19 protein-coding genes and 1 riboswitch are annotated in these 23,923 nt (G+C 60.9%); of the genes, 6 read left to right on the forward strand and 13 right to left on the reverse strand.

Annotated features, from left to right (window positions below):
• Nucleotides 1-25 precede the first annotated feature (25 nt).
• The 3 genes from rhdA to JFT86_RS03805 all read left to right on the forward strand — a co-directional run bounded on the left by rhdA (nt 26) and on the right by JFT86_RS03805 (nt 3,632).
• Nucleotides 26-841, forward strand: a complete 816-nt coding sequence (gene rhdA, locus JFT86_RS03795; protein WP_201235801.1) for a thiosulfate sulfurtransferase — start codon at nt 26-28, stop codon at nt 839-841.
• A gap of 18 nt (nt 842-859) precedes the next feature.
• A complete protein-coding gene (asd, locus tag JFT86_RS03800; RefSeq protein ID WP_105705899.1) occupies nt 860-1,720 on the forward strand; it encodes an archaetidylserine decarboxylase in 861 nt (286 codons plus the stop codon).
• Nucleotides 1,721-1,877: 157 nt separating this feature from the next.
• A complete protein-coding gene (locus JFT86_RS03805; RefSeq protein WP_201235803.1) occupies nt 1,878-3,632 on the forward strand; it encodes a molecular chaperone in 1,755 nt (584 codons plus the stop codon).
• Between the two features lie 139 nt (nt 3,633-3,771).
• Here JFT86_RS03805 and serB read toward each other — a convergent pair whose 3' ends face one another.
• Nucleotides 3,772-4,986: a phosphoserine phosphatase SerB gene (gene serB / locus JFT86_RS03810; protein ID WP_201235804.1), complete on the reverse strand. Its 1,215-nt coding sequence runs from the start codon at nt 4,984-4,986 to the stop codon at nt 3,772-3,774.
• A gap of 134 nt (nt 4,987-5,120) precedes the next feature.
• Between serB and JFT86_RS03815 the strand changes: the two genes are divergently transcribed.
• Nucleotides 5,121-6,626, forward strand: a complete 1,506-nt coding sequence (locus JFT86_RS03815; RefSeq protein WP_201235805.1) for an AhpA/YtjB family protein — start codon at nt 5,121-5,123, stop codon at nt 6,624-6,626.
• A 235-nt stretch (nt 6,627-6,861) separates the two neighbouring features.
• Here the strand turns inward: JFT86_RS03815 and JFT86_RS03820 are convergent, their stop codons facing one another.
• The 9 genes from JFT86_RS03820 to JFT86_RS03860 form a co-directional block, all read right to left on the reverse strand.
• Entirely contained in the window at nt 6,862-7,572 is a 711-nt protein-coding gene (locus tag JFT86_RS03820; protein WP_166218747.1) for an ABC-type transport auxiliary lipoprotein family protein, read from the reverse strand.
• 177 nt (nt 7,573-7,749) lie between these two features.
• Nucleotides 7,750-10,014, reverse strand: a complete 2,265-nt coding sequence (gene parC, locus JFT86_RS03825) for a DNA topoisomerase IV subunit A (protein ID WP_201235807.1) — start codon at nt 10,012-10,014, stop codon at nt 7,750-7,752.
• A 7-nt stretch (nt 10,015-10,021) separates the two neighbouring features.
• Nucleotides 10,022-10,546, reverse strand: coding sequence for a TIGR02281 family clan AA aspartic protease (locus tag JFT86_RS03830; RefSeq protein ID WP_007915776.1), 525 nt, complete (start codon nt 10,544-10,546; stop codon nt 10,022-10,024).
• Nucleotides 10,543-11,532: an esterase-like activity of phytase family protein gene (locus tag JFT86_RS03835; RefSeq protein WP_201235809.1), complete on the reverse strand. Its 990-nt coding sequence runs from the start codon at nt 11,530-11,532 to the stop codon at nt 10,543-10,545. Before JFT86_RS03835 ends, JFT86_RS03830 begins: the two co-directional genes overlap by 4 nt.
• Nucleotides 11,532-13,439 (reverse strand): DNA topoisomerase IV subunit B, encoded by a 1,908-nt coding sequence (parE, locus tag JFT86_RS03840; protein ID WP_103304642.1) that lies wholly within the window; start codon nt 13,437-13,439, stop codon nt 11,532-11,534. Before parE ends, JFT86_RS03835 begins: the two co-directional genes overlap by 1 nt.
• A gap of 41 nt (nt 13,440-13,480) precedes the next feature.
• Nucleotides 13,481-14,089: a YqiA/YcfP family alpha/beta fold hydrolase gene (locus JFT86_RS03845; RefSeq protein WP_201235811.1), complete on the reverse strand. Its 609-nt coding sequence runs from the start codon at nt 14,087-14,089 to the stop codon at nt 13,481-13,483.
• A 158-nt stretch (nt 14,090-14,247) separates the two neighbouring features.
• Complete coding sequence (gene cpdA, locus JFT86_RS03850) at nt 14,248-15,063, reverse strand: 3',5'-cyclic-AMP phosphodiesterase (RefSeq protein WP_201235813.1); 816 nt, start codon at nt 15,061-15,063, stop codon at nt 14,248-14,250.
• A 99-nt stretch (nt 15,064-15,162) separates the two neighbouring features.
• Complete coding sequence (locus JFT86_RS03855; protein WP_053116744.1) at nt 15,163-15,615, reverse strand: DUF1249 domain-containing protein; 453 nt, start codon at nt 15,613-15,615, stop codon at nt 15,163-15,165.
• Complete coding sequence (locus tag JFT86_RS03860; RefSeq protein ID WP_166218737.1) at nt 15,606-16,223, reverse strand: NUDIX domain-containing protein; 618 nt, start codon at nt 16,221-16,223, stop codon at nt 15,606-15,608. The genes JFT86_RS03855 and JFT86_RS03860 overlap by 10 nt, the downstream gene beginning before the upstream one ends.
• Nucleotides 16,224-16,451: 228 nt before the next feature.
• On the opposite strand from JFT86_RS03860, the gene JFT86_RS03865 reads away from it, so the two are divergent.
• Complete coding sequence (locus tag JFT86_RS03865; protein ID WP_201235814.1) at nt 16,452-17,198, forward strand: RsiV family protein; 747 nt, start codon at nt 16,452-16,454, stop codon at nt 17,196-17,198.
• Here JFT86_RS03865 and cytX read toward each other — a convergent pair.
• Both cytX and thiC read right to left on the reverse strand, forming a co-directional pair.
• Nucleotides 17,167-18,459: a putative hydroxymethylpyrimidine transporter CytX gene (cytX, locus tag JFT86_RS03870; protein ID WP_201235816.1), complete on the reverse strand. Its 1,293-nt coding sequence runs from the start codon at nt 18,457-18,459 to the stop codon at nt 17,167-17,169. The two genes, JFT86_RS03865 and cytX, sit on opposite strands and share 32 nt — an antisense overlap.
• A gap of 214 nt (nt 18,460-18,673) precedes the next feature.
• A complete protein-coding gene (gene thiC, locus JFT86_RS03875; RefSeq protein ID WP_201235818.1) occupies nt 18,674-20,563 on the reverse strand; it encodes a phosphomethylpyrimidine synthase ThiC in 1,890 nt (629 codons plus the stop codon).
• Between the two features lie 146 nt (nt 20,564-20,709).
• A riboswitch (TPP riboswitch) is annotated at nt 20,710-20,815 on the reverse strand.
• A 206-nt stretch (nt 20,816-21,021) separates the two neighbouring features.
• Between thiC and JFT86_RS03880 the strand changes: the two genes are divergently transcribed.
• Complete coding sequence (locus JFT86_RS03880) at nt 21,022-22,455, forward strand: TolC family outer membrane protein (protein WP_201235820.1); 1,434 nt, start codon at nt 21,022-21,024, stop codon at nt 22,453-22,455.
• A gap of 189 nt (nt 22,456-22,644) precedes the next feature.
• Here JFT86_RS03880 and waaA read toward each other — a convergent pair whose 3' ends face one another.
• Entirely contained in the window at nt 22,645-23,919 is a 1,275-nt protein-coding gene (waaA, locus tag JFT86_RS03885; protein ID WP_201235822.1) for a lipid IV(A) 3-deoxy-D-manno-octulosonic acid transferase, read from the reverse strand.
• Nucleotides 23,920-23,923: the final 4 nt, after the last annotated feature.

Genomic DNA, 23,923 nt, shown 5'->3' on the forward strand with positions numbered 1-23,923 from the left:
CCCCTTTGTGCTCTGGAGACCTCACATGTCTGACTTCTCTGGCTTGCCGCTCGTTATCGAACCGAGCGACCTGCTCCCTCGCCTCGATGCCAGCGAACTGATTCTGGTGGACCTGACCAGCCCCGCCCGATATGCCGAAGGACACCTGCCCGGCGCACGGTTTGTCGATCCGAAACGCACCCAGTTCGGCCAGCCGCCGGCGCCGGGGCTGTTGCCGGCGAAAGCTGATCTGGAGGCGTTGTTCGGTGAACTGGGCCATCGCAAAGACGCGGTTTACGTGGTCTATGACGATGAGGGCGGCGGCTGGGCCGGGCGCTTCATCTGGCTGCTCGACGTGATCGGTCACGACAAGTATCACTATGTCGATGGCGGTCTGCCGGCGTGGCTGGCGGAAGGCTCACCCATGTCGATCCAGGTCCCGCCGGCGGTTGGCGGCCCAGTGCCGTTGACGCTGCACGAAGAGCCGACCGCCACTCGCGAATACCTGCAAAGCCGTCTCGGCGCCGCCGACCTGGCGATCTGGGACGCGCGCGGTCCGCTGGAATACTCCGGTGAGAAAGTGCTGGCCGCCAAGGCCGGGCATATTCCCGGCGCGGTCAACTTCGAATGGACTGCGGGCATGGACAAGGCACGTCACCTGCGGATTCGCACGGACATGCCGCAGATCCTCAAAGACCTCGGGATCACCAAGGACAAAGAAATCATTACCCACTGCCAGACCCATCACCGGTCGGGCTTCACTTATCTGGTGGCCAAGTCCCTCGGTTATCCGCGGGTCAAGGGCTACGCCGGTTCCTGGGGCGAATGGGGCAACCACCCTGACACGCCCGTCGAGATTTAAGGTTTTTAAGGACAACTAATGAAAGAGCGTCTGTTTATCCTCAGTCAGTACCTGCTGCCTCATCACCTGCTGTCGCGCCTGGCCGGCTGCATCGCCGAGTGCCGCGTGCGCTGGTTCAAGAATGCCTTCACCCAATGGTTCGCCAAGCGTTATCAAGTGGACATGTCGCAAGCGCTGGTCGAAGACCTGACCGCTTACGAGCACTTCAACGCCTTCTTCACTCGTGCCCTGAAAGACGGCGCGCGTCCGCTGGACCAGACTCCGGGCGCGATCCTCAGCCCGGCTGATGGTGCGGTCAGCCAGCTCGGCCCGATCGAACACGGTCGCGTGTTCCAGGCCAAGGGCCACAGCTTCAGCGTGCTGGAACTGCTCGGCGGCGACGCGGCCAATGCCGCGCCGTTCATGGGCGGCGACTTCGCGACTATTTACCTGTCGCCGAAGGACTACCACCGCGTGCACATGCCGCTGGCCGGTACGTTGCGCGAAATGGTCTACATTCCGGGCCGGATCTTCTCGGTCAACCAGACCACCGCTGAAAACGTCCCGGAGCTGTTCGCTCGCAACGAACGCGTAGCGTGCATCTTCGACACCGAGCGCGGCCCGATGGCTGTGGTGCTGGTCGGCGCGATGATTGTCGCTTCGATTGAAACCGTATGGGCCGGACTGGTCACGCCGCCGAAGCGTGAGCTGAAAACCTTCCGCTACGACGAAGCCGCCCGTGCGCCGATCCACCTGGAAAAAGGCGCTGAACTGGGCCGTTTCAAACTGGGTTCGACCGCGATCGTGCTGTTTGGCCCGGATCAAGTGAAGTGGGCCGAGGAACTGGCCGCGGGTTCGCCAGTACAAATGGGCCAAGGCCTGGCACTGCCAAAAGCCTGATCCCTGAAACTCCCCGCTCCCGTGTAGGAGCTGCCGAAGGCTGCGATCTTTTGATTCTGGTTTTTTAAAATCAACATCAAAAGATCGCAGCCTTCGGCAGCTCCTACAGATTTCGTCATACCGACGGATCGCGAAATTTGCTGCTATGGTTTTTGGCATGAGCCAGACCATCTCCCCTCCGTTGTTACGCGCCCCGACTCCAACGCAATCGCGCCTGTCGTTTTGCGACGCCACGCCGCGCGACCTCAAGCGCTGGATCGCCGGCCTGCCCAAGGCCAACATCGGCGAAACCGCCCGCCAGTTGTATCAAGGCCTGGGCGAGCTCAATCAATTGCTGACCCCCAGCGATAATCGCCTGCAACTGCTGGAGCTGCTGCGCCCCGAGGTGTATTTCGTCTGTCAGCATCTGGAGCGGCACTTTCTGCATCAGGCGATCATGCTCGACGAGCGTTCGCGCAAGATCAGCAATCTGTGTCAGACATTGCAGAGTCAACTGGCCATCGGCTACAAGCAGATCGTTTTGCGCATCGCGCCCAAGTACGGCAAGGACCGCGCGACGCTGATCAGTCTGGCCCTGCAACGGGCGGCCCATGCACTCAAGGGCCAACTGGTGCGCGCCACGCAGTTGTACAGTTCGGCGCCGGAACACCTGTGGTTCGAGCTGCATCAACTGTATCGCCTCGCCTGTGAATTGCAGCTGCATCAGCGCCGGGTACATGACGACCTCGCCAGCCTGACCACGGAACTGAGCCTCGAACAGACGTACATCGCCACCCTGTTATTAGGCAGCGCCCGCTGCAACCAACTGCGCCAAAACCAGATCGCCCGGCTCGCGGAAGTGTTGGAGCCGTGGAGCGTCTTGCTCAAGCTGCGCCCCGGCAGCCCGGACGACGGCTTGTTTGCGATCAGTGCCGAGATCGACGCAGGTCCGCGCTATCGCAGCATGTTTCGCAGCGAGCAAAAGCCCGGGCTGCTCGGTTTCGATCCGCAGCCGCTGGTGAATGCCATCGAGGCGCATCTACTGCGTCGGGACACCTCGACGCCACTGCCCATCCCGACAGGACTCAGCTTCGACACCCTGCAACATTTGCACGCCACCTGGGGCCAAGCCGCCGAACGCAGCTTTCAACGCACCGTTGGCCAAGGCAATTTGACCGTGTGCGTGGGCATGAGCGCCCTGCACTTCTACCTCGGCGGCGAACGCACTTTCAGCGAATTGCTCAAGCATCCCGGTGCCCGTGCGGCGAACTTCAGCAGCGCCGTGGCCAAAGGCGAAAAGGACAGTTGGAGTCAGGCCTTCGATGCCGCGCCGCAAAGCCAGGCTGATGAGTTCCTGCCTTACGAGGAAATTCAGTACGACCATCTGGTCGAGGACGAAAACAGCACCGACAACACGCCGCACTATCCGGTTTATGCGTTGCCGGTGATCAATCACAGCCCCGGCGGTTATTGCCTTGGCTGGCCGAAAGAGCTGCCTGCTGAATTGCAGGCAGGAGAAATGCTCGGGATTCAGGACAGTGCGAGTCTGGGCTGGAGCATCGCGGTGATTCGCTGGATCCGCCAAGTGCGCGGCAGCGGGACGCAGATGGGCATCGAATTGGTGGCGCCGCATGCAGAGCCGTGCGGCTTGCAACTGGTGCGTTCGCGCGACGATCACAGTCACTATTTACGCGGATTACTGCTGCCGGAAATCAGCGCAATCGACTTGCCGGCAACCTTGCTGGCGCCGCGACTGCCGTTTCAGGAAGGCAATAAAGTGCTGATCAACACCCACGGCGAGGAACACCGCGCCGGGCTGGATCGGCGGGTGGCGAGCACGCACAGTTTCAATCAGTTTGCCTATCGCTCGCTGGAGGCCGCGCAGAATGGCGGGAGCGAGGAAGATTTCGATTCGTTGTGGAAGTCGCTTTAGGGGCAACCCAGAAACCTGTGGCGAGGGAGCTTGCTCCCGCTGGGTTGCGAAGCGACCCCCGCTATATCCAGAAAAAGAAGGGGCCTGCTGCGCAGTCCAGCGGGAGCAAGCTCCCTCGCCACAGAGGCCCGCAGCAGGCTCAGAGCTGCCCGTCGCGGTCGCGGAAGCCCAGCAGATACAACACGCCATCAAGACCTAACGTCGAGATCGCCTGTTTCGCCGACTGTTTGACCAGCGGCTTCGCCCGGAACGCCACACCCAACCCGGCAATCGCCAGCATCGGCAGGTCATTCGCACCGTCGCCGACCGCGATGGTCTGCTCCAGACGCAAGCCTTCCTTGTGCGCCAGTTCTTTCAACAGATCAGCCTTGCGCTGCGCGTCGACAATCGGCTCAATCGCCACGCCAGTGCACTTGCCATCGACCACTTCCAGTTCGTTGGCGAACACATAGTCGATGCCGAGTTTTGCCTGCAGCTGTTTGGCGAAATAAGTGAAGCCACCGGACAGGATTGCCGTCTTGTAGCCCAGACGCTTGAGTTCGGCGAACAGGGTTTCAGCACCTTCGGTCAGACGCAGCGAAGCGCCGATCGAGTCCAGCACGCTGACGTCCAGACCTTTGAGCAGCGCCAGACGTTCTTTGAAACTGGCGCGAAAATCCAGTTCGCCAGCCATCGCCCGCTCGGTGATCGCCGAAACCTGCTCGCCGACGCCGGCAGCCTTGGCCAACTCATCGATGACTTCAGCCTCGATCAGCGTCGAGTCCATGTCGAACACCGCCAGACGACGGTTGCGCCGGAACAGCGAATCTTCCTGGAAGGCGATGTCGACATTCAGATCCTGGGCAACGCTCAAAAACTCGGCACGCAGCGCCTGCGGATCAGCCGCTTCGCCACGCACGGAGAACTCGATGCAGCCCTTGCCCTTGTCCGCCGGCGTGTCCAAAGGCATGCGACCCGACAGACGGTCGATGTGGTCGATGTTCAAGCCATATTTGGCGGTGATCGCGCTGACGGCCTGCAACTGGCCGGCGGTGACTTTGCGGGTCAGCAGGGTAACGATGTGGCGTTTTTTGCCCTGATTGCCCACCCACTGCTGGTAATCCTCTTCGGACACCGGGGTGAAACGCACCTGCTGATCGAGCTCGTAGCCCTTGAACAGGATGTCCTTGAGCACGGACTTGCCTTGCTCGGAATCAGGGATTTCAACGAGGATGCCGAACGACAGGGTGTCGTGGATCACCGCCTGACCGATGTCGAGAATGTTCACGCCACCCTGTGCCAGAACACCGGTAATGGCCGCCGTCAGACCCGGACGGTCGACTCCCGTGATGTTAATCAGGACGATTTCGCGCAACGCGCACCCCCGCAACTGGAAAAAAACCGCATTCTACCCACTTTCAGTGACCATCGGGCACCGCGAGCGCTTTGCCGGTCTAGGGCCTGTCGCTATACTGCGCGTCAACTTCACGGACAAAAGAGCCGAGCTCAGTGAACCGGCCCACGCCAGTTAAAACCGATAACTTCTTCCTGCTGATCTTCCGTGCACTGCGCCACCGCCGTGTACCGATTGCATTGCGCATTGCCAGCCATAACGTGATCCTGGTCGCTCTGGCCCTGGTGATCTATGCCGGCGTGATGGGTTTGCAATTCAAGCAGGCCATGCACGAGCAGGCCGATGCGCTGGGCGAAAGCCTGACCACGCAGACCGCCACTTCCGCCACGGAGCTGTTGGTGTCCAACGACATCCTCAGCCTCAACGTGCTGCTCAATAACCTGACCAAGAATAAACTGGTGGCCCACGCGGCGATCTATAGCGTGGACAACCGCATCCTCGCCGAATCCGGTCAGCGCCCCAAGCACAGCCTGTTGGGCGAAGCCGAAGGCATGTACGAGAGCAAGATCACTTTCCAGGACGTGACCGCCGGGCAACTGCGCATCAGCCTCGACATGGATCAGTTCCAGCAGCCGATGACCATCAGCCTGCAAAGCATGGGCATCCTCAGTGCAATCCTGCTGGCGCTGTCGCTGGCCTTGAGCCTGCGCATGGGCCGTTACCTGTCGACGCCGTTGCTGCAGTTGCGCGTCTGGTTGCGCCGGATCGACGAGCACACGCCGGGCATAGACCGTCAGGATGAAATCGGCGATCTGGCTCGTCAGCTGCACGCCAACTACGCGCCGGAACCTGCGCCTGTAGCGGAACCCGAGTTTGAAGACGAGGACGACGAGCCCGAGTTCGAAGTGCGCAACCTGCGTGATCCGAGCTTCGACGAGACTCGTCCGCTGGCTGCGCAAAAGCCCGCGCCACGCCATGTGGTCAGCACCGTCGAGGACGATGAAGACGATGACGCGTTCGCCGATCTGCGTGACGAATCGCTAGTTGAAACCGCGCATCCGGTGATTCGTAAAGCGACGCCAAGTGTGCCGCAACACACCGCGGTGCTGGCGGTGCAACTGGGTTCGCAAGAGCAACTGCGCCGTTTGCCTAAAGCGCGACTGGACGAATTGCAGGAACGCTATCGCGACTGTCTCGATCAAGCCGCTTCGCTGTATCAGGGTGAAATCGAAACCCTGAACGACGGCAGCACGCTAATGTTGTTCCACACCGAAGACTGCGGTGACGACTACCTGACCAACGCCATCTGCTGCGGCGAGTTGCTGCGGGCGCTGGGCCATCAGTTGCAGATCGAAGTGGCGGACAGCGGTATTACCCTGCAATTGCAGCTGGGTCTGACCTTGGGCGATGAGTTGTTCGGTCTGAGCCAGATTGATCTGCTGCTGACCGATTCGGCCCAGGATGCACTGGCCCTGTCGCAGCACAGCCGCAATCTGCTGCTGGTTGAGCGCAAGATCAGTGATGACGCGCTGATTCGCCAGCGTGCGCGAATCCGTCCGATTGCCAGCCCTGAAGGTGCCTGCTGCGTGGAGCGCTTGATGGAGCCTTATCCTTCGATGCTCGAACGGCAACTGGCGCGGATGCATGAGCGCCGGGCGTAAGCCTCAGGCCTGAAACATCGAAGCCCGCAGACGAGTGATTGTCTCCGGGCTTTTTTGTTGCCTATCAGGGCCTCATCGCGAGCAGGCTCACTCCTACAGGGATTATGTGTCGCTCGTAAATCCCCTGTAGGAGTGAGCCTGCTCGCGATAGGGCCAGAACTGACAACGAAGATCTCCAGCCACCAGACACAACAAAGCCCGCACAAGGCGGGCTCTGTTCTGACTTGATCCAGACTCAGAAGCGGAACACTTCCATATCCGTACGAATTGGTGATGCCATCGGAATCTTCGGCTGCTTCTCGGCTTCTGCGGCCGGCGCTGCCGGTTTCGGTGCCGCTTTACGCGGTGCCTCGGCCACTGGTGGCTGATTGGCCAGCGGCTTGAGCGCCACCGACAGTTGCTCGGCCAGACGCTGCAACAGAATCCCTTGCGCCTGAACCTGCGAGGCCGTGCTGCCGGCGTGCAGTTCCTGCAGGTGAATGATGCGGTTGTCGCGCACCTGACCACGACGGTCGATCAAACGCCACTGCGCATCGAGAATCGCCGGTTGTTTTACACCAGAGTCCAGACGCGTGATGGTCAGCAATACCTGCACGTCCGGGGTAAACCCGGTGGTGGCCGGAGCCAGTACCACACGCTGGCTGTCCAGATGACCGGCAACCTGACGCATCAACAACTGATCGATATCCGACGAAAGGCTGCCCGCCCAACGACCATCGGTCGCCGCTTGCAGACTGCCGTCCGGTTGACGTTGCAGCAATGTCTCACGTTGCAGGTAATCGGCTACGACTACCGGGCCCAACAAAACCGCCATGCCTGCGCTTTGCGCAGGCTGAACCGGACTTCCGCTGTCCAGTTGATACAGCGACACCGGCTGGTGAACGCTGCAACCCGCCAGGCCCAAAACGCCGGCGAGCAGGAAAATAAGGGGGCGCAGAGCAGTCATCATCCCGTCCAGGTGGCCGCCACAAGGCTGACCACAGTGAAAATACTCAATAAATATGAAGAACGCTCGGCCACGCCGGCGCTTGGAAAGGCCATATCATCCGTGAATATGCGTTCCGACTCCAGCGCCAAAGCGCCGATCTACGCGTTAAATCGTAGATACGGCGCTCTAGGACGCCTAATTGAGGTTTTCGACGAGCAGCGCATCGACCCGCTGGAAGCCACGCGGCAACTTGTTGCCACGACGCCCACGCTCACCCTTGTAGTGTTCGAGGTCGTCAGCTTTCAGTGACAGGGTCCGTTTCCCGGCTTGAAGCACCAAAGTGGCGCCTTCCGGAAGCACGGCGATGTCCGTGACATATTCTTCGCGACTGGCCACACGCTCACCGGAAATACCGATGATCTTGTTGCCTTTGCCCTTCCCTAATTGTGGCAGATCGCTGATTTTGAAGATCAGCAGGCGACCCTCGGTCGTGACCGAGGCCAGCCAATTCTGCTCACGATCGACCACCGGACGCGGCGCAATAACCTTGGCGTTATTCGGCAGGCTCAACAGGGCTTTACCGGCCTTGTTTTTGGCTTGCAGGTCTTCGCCTTTGACGACGAAACCGTAACCGGCGTCGGACGCGATCACGTACAACGCATCGTCTTCAGGCATCAGCACGCATTCGAAGGTCGCGCCCGGTGGCGGTGTCAGACGACCAGTCAACGGTTCGCCCTGGCCACGAGCCGACGGCAGCGTATGCGCGGCGACCGAATAGCTGCGGCCGGTGGAGTCAATAACCACGGCAGACTGGTTGGAACGCCCCGCCGCCGAGGTCTTGAAGCCATCGCCGGCCTTGTACGACAGGCCAGTGGCGTCGATCTCATGGCCCTTGGCCGAACGGATCCAGCCTTTTTCCGAGAGCACCACGGTGACTTTCTCGTTCGGCAGCAGATCGTGTTCGGTCAGCGCCTTGGCTTCAGTGCGCTCGACGATAGGCGAGCGACGGTCGTCGCCATAGGTTTCGGCGTCTTTCAGCAGTTCGGTGCGCACCAGCTTCTTCAGCTTGGCTTCGCTGCCCAGCAGGGCTTGCAGCTTGGCTTGTTCCTTGAGCAGTTCGTCCTGCTCGTCGCGCAGCTTCATCTCTTCCAGCCGCGCCAACTGCCGCAGACGGGTGTCGAGGATGTAGTCGGCCTGGATTTCGCTAAGGGCGAAGCGCTCGATCAGCTTGGCTTTCGGGTGTTCCTCGGTGCGGATGATGTGGATCACTTCATCCAGGTTGAGGTAGGCGATCAACAAACCGTCCAACAGGTGCAGGCGACGCTCGACCTTGTCGAGGCGGAATTGCAGGCGGCGACGCACGGTCTGCACACGGAATTCCAGCCATTCGACCAGCAAGGCCCGCAGGTTTTTCAGCTGCGGCTTGCCGTCCAGACCGATGATGTTGACGTTGACCCGGTAGGTCGACTCCAGCTCGGTGCTGGCGAACAGGTGCTGCATCAGCGCTTCGTGATCAACACGGCTGTTGACCGGAATGATCACGATGCGGCATGGGTTTTCGTGGTCGGATTCGTCGCGCAGGTCAGCGATCTGCGGGGCTTTCGACGGTTTCGCCTGCATCAGCGCGGCGATCTGTTCCAGCACTTTCGCGCCGGACACCTGATGCGGCAGCGCAGTGACGATGATGTCGCCATCCTCGACGTGGTACACGGCGCGCATGCGCACCGAGCCCTTGCCGGTTTCGTACATTTTCAGCAGGTCGGCGCGCGGCGTGATGATTTCCGCTTCGGTCGGATAATCCGGGCCCTGAATATGTTCGCAGAGCTGTTCGACCGTGGCTTTCGGCTCATCGAGCAAGCGTACGCAAGCGGTCGCGACTTCACGCAGGTTGTGCGGCGGCACGTCGGTAGCCATGCCCACGGCGATACCGGTGGTGCCGTTGAGCAGAATGTTCGGCAGGCGCGCCGGCAAAACCAGCGGTTCCTGCAGGGTGCCGTCGAAGTTCGGGCCCCAGTCGGCAGTGCCCTGGCCCAGTTCGCTGAGCAGCACTTCCGAATAACGCGACAGGCGCGCTTCGGTGTAACGCATGGCGGCGAAGGACTTGGGATCGTCCGGCGCACCCCAGTTACCCTGGCCGTCGACCAGCGTGTAGCGATAGCTGAATGGCTGGGCCATCAGCACCATCGCTTCGTAGCACGCCGAGTCGCCGTGCGGGTGGAACTTGCCGAGCACGTCACCGACGGTACGCGCCGATTTCTTGTGCTTGGAATCGGCGTCCAGCCCCAGCTCGCTCATCGCATAAATGATGCGACGCTGTACCGGTTTCAGGCCGTCGCCGATATGCGGCAAAGCACGGTCCATGATCACGTACATGGAGTAGTTGAGGTAGGCACTTTCGGTGAAGTCAGCCAGCGAGCGGCGTTCTACACCGTCCAGGCTGAGATCAAGGGGATTGCTCATGCAGGCCTCATCGGTTCGTTGTCTGGCGCAGCAGCATGGTGCCACCGCGCTGAGTAAATTCAAGTTTGTTCAGGGCGCTCATGCCGAGCAGCACCTGGTCGCCATGCAGCCCCGGCGCCACCAGTGCACGGACATCCCGCAGCACGATGTCGCCCAGTTGCAGGCGGTCAATCTTTGTCCGATAGCCCTGGCTCAGGCCATTGGCCGTGCTCAGGGTCACACCGAAGCCTTCCTCCAGCTTCAAACGCTTGGCCAGATCCGCCGGGATCGCCACATCGGTTGCGCCAGTATCGAGCATGAACTCGACCGGCTCGCCGTTGATCTGGCCGCTGGCGACAAAATGCCCTTGGGCGTTGCCGGCCAGCTTCACTTCGATAAACCCTTCGCCCTGCTCCGAACTGACCACCACGTTCGGATTCTGCTGGCGCTGTTCCCACTGACCAAAAAACCGTGTGGCCAAAAACAGTGCCGCGCACCAGGCCAGAATCATCAGCACCCGCCCGGCGCGTTTGCCCGGTGGCTGCTGGCTCACGGCTTGGCGCTCCAGCCGCCGTCCGGGGCGGCAAAGCGCCAGACGATCGGGCGTTTTTCGCCGTCGGCGCGGACGCCGTCGTTATTGTCGATGCCGATCCACGCGCCCTGTGCATCCACCACCAGCGCTTCTGCCAGGCCGAAGGCCTGCGAATACTGGCGCTGTGGCTGCAAGGCATCTTCGGCATACGACCAGCATTGCTCGACCTTGGCAGTCACTGCATCGCGGCGGCAGATCTGAAAGGCATTGCGTTCAAGGGTAAACAGCTTGCCGTTGAACAGCGACAGATCAGCGAAGTCCCGCGAAACGGCGCGCGCCTTGGGAAACTGCGGCGGCTGCATTTCGACCCCGGCTTCGCTGAGCAGTACACAACCACCGTCGCAATCCCAGACCGTTTGCTGGCGCCTGATTTTCAGCAGGCCACGGCGTTCACGCTCGGCAGCCAGCCACAGCTGATCGCCCGCCGGGTTGATCGCCAGCCCTTCGAACAAGGCGTTGAAGTGCAGCAACATGCCACTGGCGCGAGCCTCCTTCACCAGCATCGGCGAAATTTTCAGCCACGCCGCCGGGCCTTGTGGCGGCACTTGCAGCACCGCCGCATGCGCCTCGCTGACAATGTAGCGATTGCCGGCGTTGTCGCAGGTGATGCCTTCGAAATCCAGATCACCGCCACGGATAAACGACGCCGCCCAGGTGCGCGAACTCAGCCCCCACGGCAAACCGCTGTCCGGCACTGGCGGGACGTCGATGTGCACGGTTTCCGCCTGCCACACCTGATCAGCGGTTTTAAGCCGATAGATCTGGTCGTCATCGCGGTCGGACACCGTCCACAACTCGTTACCGCACAGCGCCAGCCCTGACAGGTTACCGCCGCGCATACCGTCGACCGGATGTTCGGTGAGCAGGCGCAATTCCTGTAACGGCTCGGCCGAGACTGTCATCGCACTCAGCAGCAACGCACCTGCCAGGGCCCAGCCAAACCGCATCAGGCCAGCACCTCGGCGAGGTTGCCTTTGGATTCGAGCCAGGTCTTGCGGTCACCGGCGCGTTTCTTCGCCAGCAGCATGTCCATCATTTCCGAGGTTTCGGCGAAGTCCTCGCCCAGCGTGAGTTGCACCAGACGCCGAGTGTTCGGGTCCATGGTGGTTTCACGCAGCTGCGGCGGGTTCATTTCACCCAGACCTTTGAATCGGGTGACCTGCGGTTTGCCGCGTTTCTTCTCGGCGACCAGACGATCAAGAATGCCGTCGCGCTCGGCTTCGTCGAGGGCGTAGTAGATCTCTTTGCCCAAGTCGATGCGGTACAGCGGCGGCATCGCGACGTAGACGTGACCGGCATCCACCAGCGGACGGAAATGCTGGACGAACAAGGCACAGAGCAAGGTCGCAATGTGCAAACCGTCGGAGTCGGCGTCGGCGAGGATGCAGATCTTGCCGTAGCGCAGCTGGCTCATGTCTGCCGCGCCCGGATCGACCCCGATGGCCACGGCGATGTTGTGCACTTCCTGACTGGCGAGCACTTCACTGCCGTCGACTTCCCAGGTGTTGAGGATCTTGCCGCGCAACGGCAGGATCGCCTGGAACTCCTTGTCCCGTGCTTGCTTGGCGGAACCGCCGGCGGAATCACCTTCGACCAGGAACAGTTCGGAACGCATCGGGTCCTGCCCGGCGCAGTCAGCCAGTTTGCCCGGCAACGCGGGGCCCTGAGTGACGCGTTTACGCTCGACTTTCTTGCTCGCCTTGAGGCGACGGCCGGCGTTGTTGATCGCCAGCTCGGCCAGGGCCAGACCGGTTTCCGGGTTGGCGTTGAGCCACAGGCTGAAGGCGTCCTTGACCACACCGGAAACGAACGCTGCCGCTTCACGGGACGACAGACGTTCTTTGGTCTGGCCGGAGAATTGCGGTTCTTGCATCTTCATCGACAGGACGAAAGCGATGCGCTCCCAGACATCTTCCGGCGCCAGCTTCACGCCGCGCGGCAACAGGCTGCGGAATTCACAGAATTCGCGCATCGCGTCGAGCAAGCCCTGACGCAAACCGTTGACGTGGGTACCGCCCTGCGCCGTCGGGATCAGGTTGACGTAGCTTTCCTGCACCGCGTCGCCACCTTCCGGCAGCCACAGCAGCGCCCAGTCGACCGCTTCCTTGTTACCGGCGAAGGCACCGCAGAACGGTTCGTTCGGCAGGCGTTCGAATTCGCTGACGGCGTCGACCAGATAGGAGCGCAGGCCATCTTCGTAATGCCACTCGACTTTCTCGCCGGTGCCTTTGTCTTCGAAGCTGACCAACAGGCCCGGGCACAGAACGGCCTTGGCCTTGAGCACGTGCTTGAGGCGACTGATGGAGAATTTCGGTGAGTCGAAGTATTTCGGATCCGGCGCGAAGTACACGCTGGTGCCGGTGTTGCGCTTGCCGACAGTGCCGACGATTTCCAGCTCGGAGGCTTTGAAACCGTCGTTGAAGGTCATCTGGTATTCGTTGCCGTCACGCTTGACGCGCACCCGGACTTCGGTCGACAAGGCGTTGACCACAGAAATACCCACGCCGTGCAGACCGCCGGAGAACTGGTAGTTCTTGTTGGAAAACTTGCCACCCGCGTGCAGCTTGGTGAGGATCAGCTCAACGCCCGACACGCCCTCTTCCGGGTGGATGTCGACCGGCATGCCACGGCCGTCGTCGCTGACTTCCAGCGAGTGGTCGGCGTGCAGGATGACCTGTACCGATTTGGCGTGGCCGGCCAGGGCTTCGTCGACGCTGTTGTCGATGACTTCCTGGGCAAGGTGGTTCGGCCGACTGGTGTCGGTGTACATGCCGGGGCGTTTGCGCACCGGGTCGAGGCCCGAGAGGACTTCGATGGCGTCGGCGTTATAAGAGCTAGCGCTGGGAGTGGCCATAGGGTCTCGTCGTCAGTCATTCATGAAATAGGGGCAAGACTTCACAATGCGGTGAAATCGATTGCCTGATACAAATCGGCGCCAATGCCGGCAAAACTCAACAACGCCGGCAATTGTCCGGTAAATCCCTGAAAGCTATGGTCGCCGCCGGCCTGAATGCGCAAGGCACAGGCCCGGTAATACTGCTGGGCGAGGCGATAGTCCAGTGTTTCATCGCCGGTCTGCAACCAGACCTGATAGCGCTGCGCATCCTGGGGCGCCTGCACTTCCAGTTCGGCCAGAGCCGTCACATGGTCGTGGGTCAATTCCCAGGTCTCATCGGTATACAGGTTTTTCTGCGTGCCCAGATAACCGTCGAACATCCGGTGCGGACTGACGGCCGGGTTGACCAACAGGGCTTTCAGGCCATGCCGCTCGGCCAGGTGAGTCGCATAGTAGCCGCCGAGTGAGCTTCCCACCAGCAGCGGGCTGCCCAGTTCGGCAATCGCTTGTTCCAACTGACCGATGGCTTCACGCGGGTGATGATGCAGCGCCGGGACACGCAGTTGATCGCTCAAACCCAGCTGTTTCATCACCTCGACCAGCTGACAGGCCTTTTTCGAGGCCGGTGCGCTGTTGAAGCCGTGGATATAGAGGATCGAACCGGACATTTGAGCTCCCTGAGTGTCGGCGAAAGATAGCGGAGTTTACAGGGAGTCAGGGAATTCGTGGATGTTTGTAAGGACGCCTTCGCGAGCGGGCTCACTCCTACAGTTGATCGCATTCCCTTGTAGAAGTGAGTCTGCTCGCGATAGCCGCGACGCGGTATTCAGTAGCCGTTGGAACCGTAATCGACGGTGAGTTCGAAGTCGGTGACGCGCTCGACGCCGGTTTCGAGCCGACCATTGGGCAACAGCCGCAACCAGCGATAACCCGGTGATTGCTCACCGACCTTGAAGTCTTCACTGTTTGGTTCGAACTGAATGCATGTCGAAGGTGAGGCCATCAGGCGCACGCCATTGCGCTCGCGGTCGATCTCCTGATGCACATGCCCCCACAACACCGCCCGCGCCTGTGGAAAGCGATCCAGCACTTCGAAAAACGCCTCGGGATTGCGCAAGCCGATCGGTTCCGCCCAGGCACAACCGACCGGTACCGGATGATGGTGGAAGCACACCAGATGATGGCGCTCCGGCGCTTCGCTCAGCGAGCGGGCCAGCAGTTGCAATTGATCGTCCTGAAGATAGCCCGGCACTGAACCCGGTACGGCCGAGTCCAGCAGGGTCACGCGCCAGTTGCCGACATCAACGACCGACTCCAGCAGTGCACTCTGCACCGCCGCCACCGCCATGACCTGTGGTTCGTCGTGATTGCCGGGAATCCAGCGCGCCGGCGCATCGATCTGCGCGCTCATTTCACGAAAATGCTGATACGACTCCAGTGTGCCGTCCTGGGAAAGATCCCCGGTGGCCAGCATCAGATCGATCTGCGGTTGCTGTTTGAGCACCAGTTCAATGACCTTTTGCAGGCTCTCGCGGGTGTTCATGCCCAGCAGCGTGCCGTCCGCCTCAGCGAACAGATGGCTGTCGGACAACTGCACCAGCAACGCCGGATCGGCGGTGGTCAACGTGGATACGCTTGGCAAGGCGTTCTCCCAGGGCAAAGGCACGGATTCGGTTGAATGGCGCAATTATGCTGGGGGATGAGTGAAAGGGGAAACCGGCGAACAGGACGCAGTTCACAACTAGCGTACGACTTCGTACTCGTGCCCCAACGCCAGGCAATGACTCAGCCATTCCCCCAAGAACAGATTCAGCTGAGCTTTTTCATCGGGCTGATGCATCGCGGCGTTCGGATAAGGATAGATGCCGCGAAAGCGTCGTGCATGTTCGGCACTGACCACTTCGGCCATGCGTGCATCGTGATAGACCTGAACTTCCAGTTGCGGCACCGGCAGCCACGGCAGGCTATGTTCCTGGCGCACTTGCAAGGTGGTGGTGTACGGACAGGTCTGCAGGACTTCGAGGGCCAGCACGCCGAGCATTTGCTCACCCTGAGTCACAGCGATGCGCCGCGCCTCGGGGTCGTTGCGCATGTCCGGCACCAGTCGCATCAGGCGCGCATAGTTGGCCTCGCAGGCGGCTTGCAGCCCTGCGAGGTCAACCCGATAACGATCGCGCAGCTTGTTTACGACCATAACCCCCTCACTTCGGCGCGGTTCAGCGCCAGCCATTGCAAGGCGATGATGCTCGCCGCGTTGGCAATGCGTCCGTCGCGTACGGCCTGCAAGGCATCTTCGAAGGCCCAGACCGTGACGCGGATATCTTCTGCCTCTTCCTCCAGCCCATGCAGACCGCCAACCCCTTCAGTGCTGCAACGCCCCAGATACAAATGCACGAACTCGTTGCTGCCGCCCGGCGACGGGAAATATTTGGTCATCGGCCACAAGGCCTTGATGTCCAGCCCAGCTTCCTCCTGCGCTTCGCGGTGAGCAACTTCTTCCGGCACTTCTGCCTTGTCGATCAGACCGGCGACCAACTCGACCAGCCACGGGTTGTCGGTCTTGCCCATGGCGCCCACACGAAACTGCTCGATCAGTACCACTTCGTCGCGCTGCGGATCGTAAGGCAGCATGCACACGGCATCATGACGCACGAACACTTCGCGATTGATCTCCCGACTCATGCCGCCGGCAAACAACTCGTGGCGCAGGTGCAAACGGTCGAGCTTGTAGAAGCCCTCGTAGCAGCGCTCACGCTTTACGACATCGACAGTGGTCGGCGTGGAGTTGGCAAAATCAGTCATGAGCATCCTCGTTTACGGCGAATCCATTACGAGGTTCCCTGCGTTACCGGCAACCTCGACTTCGCGCCATCCTAACGCGCCCGCACCATTTGATGCAGCCCCTTTACCGTCAGCGGGATGGACGGTGGAGGCGAAACCCACTCTAATTAGCTTAGTGGCGAACTGACTGCTTCTGCGAGAGTCGAAGCGGATATCTTTTTGCCTTCCCCTGCTTTCGAAAGGACGCCCATGTCGCTTTTCAAAATTGCCTCCGTGGCCGCCATCGCCCTGACTCTGGGCGCCTGCGCCAGCCTGTTCCAGCCCAACTACCGCACGCCGCTGGAGACCACCCGCGATGCGTCGGAACAACTGAAACCCGGCTGTTCCAACCCTGATTGCCCACTGGTGAACATCGATACGTTGCGCTTCCCGGCGGAACCGGCACTGGACGGGATCATCGAAAAACGTCTGCTGCAAATGACCCGCACCGAGAAAAACGCGCCGGTCGCACCGACCCTGGCGGCCTATCGCGAGCAGTTTCTGGCCACGGCCGGCCCGCGCAACAGCAGCTACCTGCAAGCGAAAGTACGCGAGCAGCATGACGGCTTGGTGATCGTCGAGTTGTCGAGTTACCTCGACACCGGCGGCGCCCATGGCACACCGGGTCGCGGCTTCATCAACTATTCGCGCCAGCAGCACAAGGTGCTGAACCTGTCCGACATGCTGCTGCCAGGTCAGGAAGACGCATTCTGGAAGGCTGCGCAAGTGGCGCATAACAGCTGGTTGATCAGCACCAAGCTCGATCAGGAACCGGAGTTCGTCAAGAACTGGCCGTTCGTGAAAACCCAGAACGTGGCACTGACCTATGGCGGCGTGATCCTCAAGTACGACGTGACCACCATCGCGCCTTACGCGCTGGGCCACGTCGAACTGAAGATTCCTTATCCACGCCTGAACGGCATCCTCAAGCCTGAGCTGTTTCCCGGCCGTAACTGAAGGCCCGGCCCAGCACGAACTGCAACAGCCCTGCCAGCACCAGCGCCGGCAGGGTTGCACCGACATCCGGATACAGATTCGCCAGCAAGTGGTAGGTGCTCACGCCACCCAGCCACGCCAACAGCGCCGGCCAGCGCAATGCGGCTGATGCAACCTGAGCGCTGCGCTTGCGCAGAATGAAGTGATCCACCAGCACCACGCCAAACAGCGGCGCAAACACCGAGCCGATCAGCAACAGGAAATTCTGGTACTGCGCCAATGGCGCCAGCAATGCAATCAGCGTGCAGATCACGCCGATGGCCAAGGCCAGGTGCTCGACTTTGAAGCGCAACAGAATCCCGCTGGACACCGCTGCCGAGTGAATGTCGGCGAAGGCGTTTTCCGACTCGTCGAGCAGAATCAGCAGCAGCGGAATGCCCAGACCGGCGCCGGCCAGGGCCAGCAGCAATGCATTGACTTCACCGCTCGGCGCGAACGCCAGTGTGTAGGCAACGCCAAGGCTCATCAACCAGAAATTGCCGATAAAGAAGCCGATCGCGGTACCACCGAAAACGTTCTTCGCACGCTTGCCGAAACGCGAGTAGTCGGCGATCAGCGGCAGCCACGACAGCGGCATCGCAATGGCGATGTCGAAGCCCACGGCGAACGGCATCGAACCGTCACCGGCCTGCGCCCACAGCGCCGCCAGGTCAGCCTTGGCGAACAGGTTCCAGGTCAGCCAGAGGCACGCACCGAGCAACAGCCAGATTCCCCACTTGCGCAGGATCTTGCGGACGAATGTCAGCGGCCCGCTCACGGCAAGCAAGGTCGCCAGCGTGCCGAAAAACAAGGTCCACAGCAGCGGATAGGCCCACAGTGAGTGCTCGCCGAAAGCGCGCGTGCCCAGCAGGCTGGCGGCGTCGCGCATGACGATGATTTCGAAGGAGCCCCAGCCGATCAGTTGCAGCAAGTTGAGCAGCGCTGGCAAGCTCGCGCCTTTGCGGCCGAGGCTGAGTTTGAGGGCGGCCATCGACGACAGACCGGTGTCGCTGCCGATCACGCCGACAGCGGCCAACAGCAAAACGCCGACCAGTGTGCCGAGGAAGATTGCCAGCAACGAGCCGGACAGGCCCAGACCCGGCGCCAGCAACGCACCGGTCTGCAAGACCATCAGGCCGATGCCGAGGGAAAACCACAGGGAAAACAGATCGCGACCGCCGAATACACGCTTGTCGGCGGGCACGGCGAGGTCGGGGGAATAGGTGCTGGGTTGAATGCTCAAGGGTGTCATCTCAGAGGGACATTTGTTGTTGTGTTGATCAAGCTGCCCTCTTGTGGCGAGGGGATTTAGCGAAACGTCGCACCGCCCCGATCGACTGCGCAGCAGTCGCAACTTTGAGAACCGGGTCTTTCAGATGTACCGCATTCTCAGATTTTGGGGCCGCTTCGCAACCCATCGGGGATAAATCCCCTCACCACAAAAGATCAGCTAGGGATCAGACTTTTTTGTACAGCTGACTGCCTTCCTTCTTGAACCGCTCGGCCTGTTCCGCCAGGCCTTGGGCGACGTCCACGTCGACCGCTTCGATCCGCTGGTTGGCCGCATATTCGCGGACTTCCTGAGTGATCTTCATCGAGCAGAATTTCGGCCCGCACATCGAACAGAAGTGCGCGACCTTCGCCGAATCCTTCGGCAGGGTTTCATCGTGGTACGAACGGGCGGTGTCCGGATCCAGTCCGAGGTTGAACTGGTCTTCCCAACGGAATTCGAAACGCGCCTTGCTCAAGGCGTTGTCGCGAATCTGTGCGCCCGGATGCCCTTTGGCCAAGTCCGCCGCATGCGCCGCGATCTTGTAGGTGATGATCCCGGTCTTCACGTCATCCTTGTTCGGCAGGCCCAAGTGCTCTTTCGGCGTCACGTAGCAGAGCATCGCGCAACCGAACCAGCCGATCATCGCCGCACCGATACCGGAGGTGATGTGGTCGTAACCCGGTGCGATGTCGGTGGTCAGCGGGCCGAGGGTGTAGAACGGCGCCTCGTCGCAGCACTCCAGCTGCTTGTCCATGTTCTCTTTGATCAACTGCATCGGCACGTGGCCAGGGCCTTCGATCATGCACTGCACGTCGTGTTTCCAGGCGATCTTGGTCAGCTCGCCGAGGGTTTCCAGTTCGCCGAACTGCGCTTCGTCGTTGGCGTCGGCAATCGAGCCCGGACGCAGACCATCGCCCAGCGAGAAGCTGACGTCGTAGGCCTTCATGATTTCGCAGATTTCGTCGAAATGGGTGTAGAGGAAGTTCTCTTTGTGGTGCGCCAGGCACCACTTGGCCATGATCGAACCGCCACGGGAAACAATGCCAGTCACACGTTTGGCGGTCAGCGGCACATAACGCAGCAACACGCCGGCGTGGATGGTGAAGTAGTCGACACCTTGCTCGGCCTGTTCGATCAGCGTGTCGCGGAACAGCTCCCAGGTCAGGTCTTCAGCGACGCCGTTAACCTTCTCCAGCGCCTGATAAATCGGCACGGTGCCGATCGGCACTGGCGAGTTGCGGATGATCCATTCTCGGGTTTCGTGGATGTGTTTACCAGTGGACAAGTCCATCACGGTGTCCGACCCCCAGCGAATGCCCCAGGTCAGTTTCGCCACTTCTTCTTCTATGGACGAACCCAACGCGCTGTTGCCGATGTTGCCGTTGATCTTCACCAGGAAGTTACGGCCGATGATCATCGGTTCCAGCTCGACGTGGTTGATGTTGGCCGGAATGATCGCGCGGCCGCGGGCGATTTCTTCGCGGACGAATTCGGCAGTGATTTCTTTCGGGATGCTTGCGCCGAAGCTGTGGCCGGCGTGTTGCTGGCTCAACAGCCCAGCGGCACGGGCCTCTTGCAGCTTCATGTTTTCGCGGATGGCGACGTATTCCATCTCGGCGGTGATGATGCCTTGGCGCGCGTAATGCATCTGGCTGACGTTGGCCCCGGCCTTGGCGCGACGCGGGTTGTTGACGTGGGCGAAACGCAGTTTGGTCAGTTCCGCATCCGCCAGACGCTGCTGGCCGAAGTTCGAGCTCAGGCCCGGCAGGCGCTCGGTGTCGCCACGGTCGTCGATCCACGCCGAACGCACATCGCCGAGACCTTTACGCACATCGATGACGACGTTGGGGTCTGTGTACGGGCCGGAGGTGTCGTAGACGGTGACCGGTGCGTTGATTTCGCCGCCGAAGTCGGTCGGGGTCACATCAAGGGTGATTTCGCGCATTGGCACGCGGATGTCCGGACGGGAGCCCTGAACGTAGATTTTTTGCGAACGGGTGAACGGCTTGACCGATTGCTCGTCGACCTTGGCCGAGTCACTCAGGTTGATCGCGTTTTTAGATTTTGTAGTCATCACGGGCTCTCCAGACAGCATCCAGGCAGTGGATTGTCGGAGCAGAACCTGAAAGGCACGGACGCACCAGGACTGGTGCTGTGCATCGTCGTCGAGCGTTCGATTGTCGAACAATTTCCCGGACGAAGCACAAGAGGACTCGCCGGGTGACGAGAAATCTTGTTCCCTACGCAGGCGCTAACCTGATCAGGTTCAACGGGATCCGAAATTATTCGATCTCAGCCTCATAGCAAGGCACCCCGACAAGAACCCGGCCAGTCTAGACACAACCGGCAAAGAACGCCAACACCGCGGCAAACACCATGATGAATGGCGCAATTGGCAGGACTTGCAGGATTGTTGCCGCTGCAATGCACAACTACACTCGCCTAGCCCCGCTGCGCCTTGACGCTGTGGGGGCCGCGCCGTAGCCTTGGCGCGCACATTATTTCCATAATATTCATGCTAGGGATCGCCTCATGCTGCGCAAACTTTCACTGGCTCTTGCCGTGTCTTGTGCGTCCAACGCAATGGCCTGGGCAGCAGAAGCGCCCTTGTCGAGCAAAACCGATCTGGTCAGCGTCTATCAGGAAGCGGTCGACAACAACGCCGATCTGGCCGCCGCCCGCGCCCAGTACGGTGCGCAGAAGGAAGTGGTGCCACAGGCCCGCGCCGGTTTGCTGCCGAATCTGTCCGGCGGTGCCGAAGTCGCCGACGTGCGCACGTCGATCGACCAGCCTTCGGCTATCGCCAATCGCAGCGCCCACTCGTATCAGGCCACGTTGGCGCAACCGTTGTTTCGCGCTGATCGCTGGTTCCAGTATCAAGCCGCCAAAGACGTCAACGAGCAGGCTGCACTGCAACTGTCGGCGACCGAACAGAACCTGATCCTGCAATCGGCCGAAGACTACTTCAATGTGCTGCGCAGCCAGGACAACCTGGCATCGACCAAGGCAGAAGAAGCCGCGTTCAAGCGCCAGCTCGACCAGTCCAACGAGCGCTTCGATGTCGGCCTGTCGGACAAGACCGATGTGCTGCAATCGCAGGCCAGTTACGACACCGCGCGAGCCAACCGGATCGTCGCCCAGCGCCAGGTCGATGATGCGTTCGAAGCGCTGATCACCCTGACCAACCGCCAGTACAACGCGATTCAAGGCATCGTTCACACGTTGCCGATCCTGCCGCCAGCGCCGAACGACGCCAAGGCGTGGGTCGATACGGCGGCGAAACAGAACCTCAATCTGCTGGCCAGCAACTTCGCCGTCAGTTCGGCAGAACAGACTCTGAAGCAGCGCAAGGCCGGCCACTTGCCGACCCTCGACGCCGTGGCCAAATACGAAAAAGGCGACAACGATGCGCTCGGTTTCGCCAACCCGAATGCCTTCGGCACGCCGTACCGTGGCAACGTCGAACAAAGCACGCTGGGCCTGCAACTGAACATCCCGATCTACAGCGGCGGCCTGACCAGTTCGCAAGTACGCCAGTCTTACGAGCAACTGAACCAGAGCGAACAGCAGCGCGAATCGCTGCGTCGGCAGATCGTCGAAAACACCCGCAATCTGCACCGCGCGGTGAACACCGACGTTGAGCAGGTGCAGGCCCGCCGTCAGTCGATCATCTCCAACCAGAGCGCGGTGGAAGCAACGGAAATTGGTTATCAGGTCGGTACGCGCAACATCGTCGACGTGCTCGATGCCCAGCGTCAGCTGTACACCTCGGTGCGCAACTACAACAACACCCGCTATGACTACATCCTCGACAACCTGCGTTTGAAGCAGGCGGCGGGGACGTTGAACCCGGGGGACTTGCAGGATCTGACGCGGTACCTGAAAGCTGACTACAACCCGGACAAGGACTTCCTGCCACCGGATCTGGCCAAGGCAGCCGAGGCGCAGCTCAAGGCAAGGCCTTAAAAGCAAAAACCCGCAGCCTTTGGCAGTGCCTACATGGATATGTAGATGCTGCCAGATGTGGTGAGGGGATTTATCCCCGACCGACTGCGCAGCGGTCGTAAATCCGGTAATGGTAACGCGGTGAATGAGTTTGGGGCCGCTTCGCAGCCCATCGGGGATAAATCCCCTCGCCACAGGGTTGAGTGCTCCTCAGTTGATCAATCGGCCCAAGCCATCCAGCAAACGCTGCAACGCGCCCTGATTGCGGCGCATCACCGCCAGCCCGGCTTCGGCCATGCGCTGCGCATCACGCGGCAACTCAAACAGGCGCTGCACTTCCACCGCCAGCCCTTCGGCATCATCCACCTCGGCCAACGCGCCGGCTTCGCGCAATTGCGCGGCGATGTCGAGGAAGTTGAACAAGTGCGGACCACTCACCACCGGTTTCGCCAGCGCTGCAGGTTCCAGCAGGTTGTGTCCGCCGTTCGGCACCAGGCTGCCGCCAACAAATGCGCTGTCAGCCAAGGCATAGAGAAACAGCAACTCGCCCATGGTGTCGCCGAGCAGCACTGAGGTTTGCGCATCGACATTGGCGCCGGTAGAGCGACGCACCGTGGCAAAACCTTCGCGCTGGCACAACTCAAACACCGAGTTGAAACGCTCCGGATGACGTGGCACCAGAATCAACAGCGCATTCGGATAGTTCGCGAGCAAGCGACGATGGGCGTCCAGCACCACCTCGTCTTCGCCTTCGTGGGTGCTCGCAGCGATCCACACCGGACGCTCCAGCGCCTGCCATTGGCCACGCAACTCGGCGGCTCGTTGCAGCAGCTGCGGGTCGATGGTCAGGTCGAATTTTATCGAGCCGGTGACTTCGACTGTCTCGGCTCGTGCGCCGAGATCACGGAAGCGCTGCGCTTCCGCCTCGGTCTGCACGGCAAAAAAACTCATCTCGGCGAGCATCGGTGCGGTCAGCTTGCTGAAGCGGCCGTAGCCCTTGGCCGAGCGCTCGGACAATCGGCCGTTGGCCAGCGCCACGGGAATTCCGCGTTTGGCGCATTGATGAATGTGGTTAGGCCACAACTCGGTTTCCATGATCACCGCGAGCTTGGGCTGCACCCGATCAAGAAAACGCCCCGCCGCACACGGCAAGTCGTATGGCAGGTAGCAATGCTGGATGCGCGGCTCATTGGCGAACAGTGCATGAATGCGCTCCGAACCGGTCGGGGTCATGCAGGTCACGGTGATCGGCAGCGTCGGATAACGTTGCAGCAAGGCGCGGATCATCGGCGCGGCAGCGATGCTTTCGCCCACTGACACCGCGTGCACCCAGATGCCGCCGGGTTGCAGCGGTGACATCCCGTAGGAAAAACGTTCGCCAATCCGCTTGGCATACGCCGGTGCCTTGCGCGAGCGCAGCCACAGCCGAATCGCCACCAATGGCAGCCCCAGGTAAAACAGCGCGGTGTAGAGAGTTCTATTCATGGCG

Source organism: Pseudomonas sp. TH06, from assembly GCF_016651305.1.
Taxonomy (GTDB): Bacteria; Pseudomonadota; Gammaproteobacteria; order Pseudomonadales; family Pseudomonadaceae; genus Aquipseudomonas.

Excerpts from the sequence above, each read along its gene's own strand:
- JFT86_RS03855 (WP_053116744.1), bottom strand. The coding sequence starts at position 15,615 with ATGGTCGTAAACAAGCTGCGCGATCGTTATCGGGTTGACCTCGCAGGG.
- thiC (WP_201235818.1), bottom strand. The coding sequence starts at position 20,563 with ATGACTACAAAATCTAAAAACGCGATCAACCTGAGTGACTCGGCCAAG.
- JFT86_RS03860 (WP_166218737.1), bottom strand. The coding sequence starts at position 16,223 with ATGACTGATTTTGCCAACTCCACGCCGACCACTGTCGATGTCGTAAAG.
- JFT86_RS03805 (WP_201235803.1), top strand. The coding sequence starts at position 1,878 with ATGAGCCAGACCATCTCCCCTCCGTTGTTACGCGCCCCGACTCCAACG.
- JFT86_RS03880 (WP_201235820.1), top strand. The coding sequence starts at position 21,022 with ATGCTGCGCAAACTTTCACTGGCTCTTGCCGTGTCTTGTGCGTCCAAC.
- JFT86_RS03845 (WP_201235811.1), bottom strand. The coding sequence starts at position 14,089 with ATGTCCGGTTCGATCCTCTATATCCACGGCTTCAACAGCGCACCGGCC.
- waaA (WP_201235822.1), bottom strand. The coding sequence starts at position 23,919 with ATGAATAGAACTCTCTACACCGCGCTGTTTTACCTGGGGCTGCCATTG.
- asd (WP_105705899.1), top strand. The coding sequence starts at position 860 with ATGAAAGAGCGTCTGTTTATCCTCAGTCAGTACCTGCTGCCTCATCAC.
- rhdA (WP_201235801.1), top strand. The coding sequence starts at position 26 with ATGTCTGACTTCTCTGGCTTGCCGCTCGTTATCGAACCGAGCGACCTG.
- JFT86_RS03835 (WP_201235809.1), bottom strand. The coding sequence starts at position 11,532 with ATGCGGTTTGGCTGGGCCCTGGCAGGTGCGTTGCTGCTGAGTGCGATG.
- JFT86_RS03820 (WP_166218747.1), bottom strand. The coding sequence starts at position 7,572 with ATGACTGCTCTGCGCCCCCTTATTTTCCTGCTCGCCGGCGTTTTGGGC.
- JFT86_RS03865 (WP_201235814.1), top strand. The coding sequence starts at position 16,452 with ATGTCGCTTTTCAAAATTGCCTCCGTGGCCGCCATCGCCCTGACTCTG.
- parC (WP_201235807.1), bottom strand. The coding sequence starts at position 10,014 with ATGAGCAATCCCCTTGATCTCAGCCTGGACGGTGTAGAACGCCGCTCG.
- parE (WP_103304642.1), bottom strand. The coding sequence starts at position 13,439 with ATGGCCACTCCCAGCGCTAGCTCTTATAACGCCGACGCCATCGAAGTC.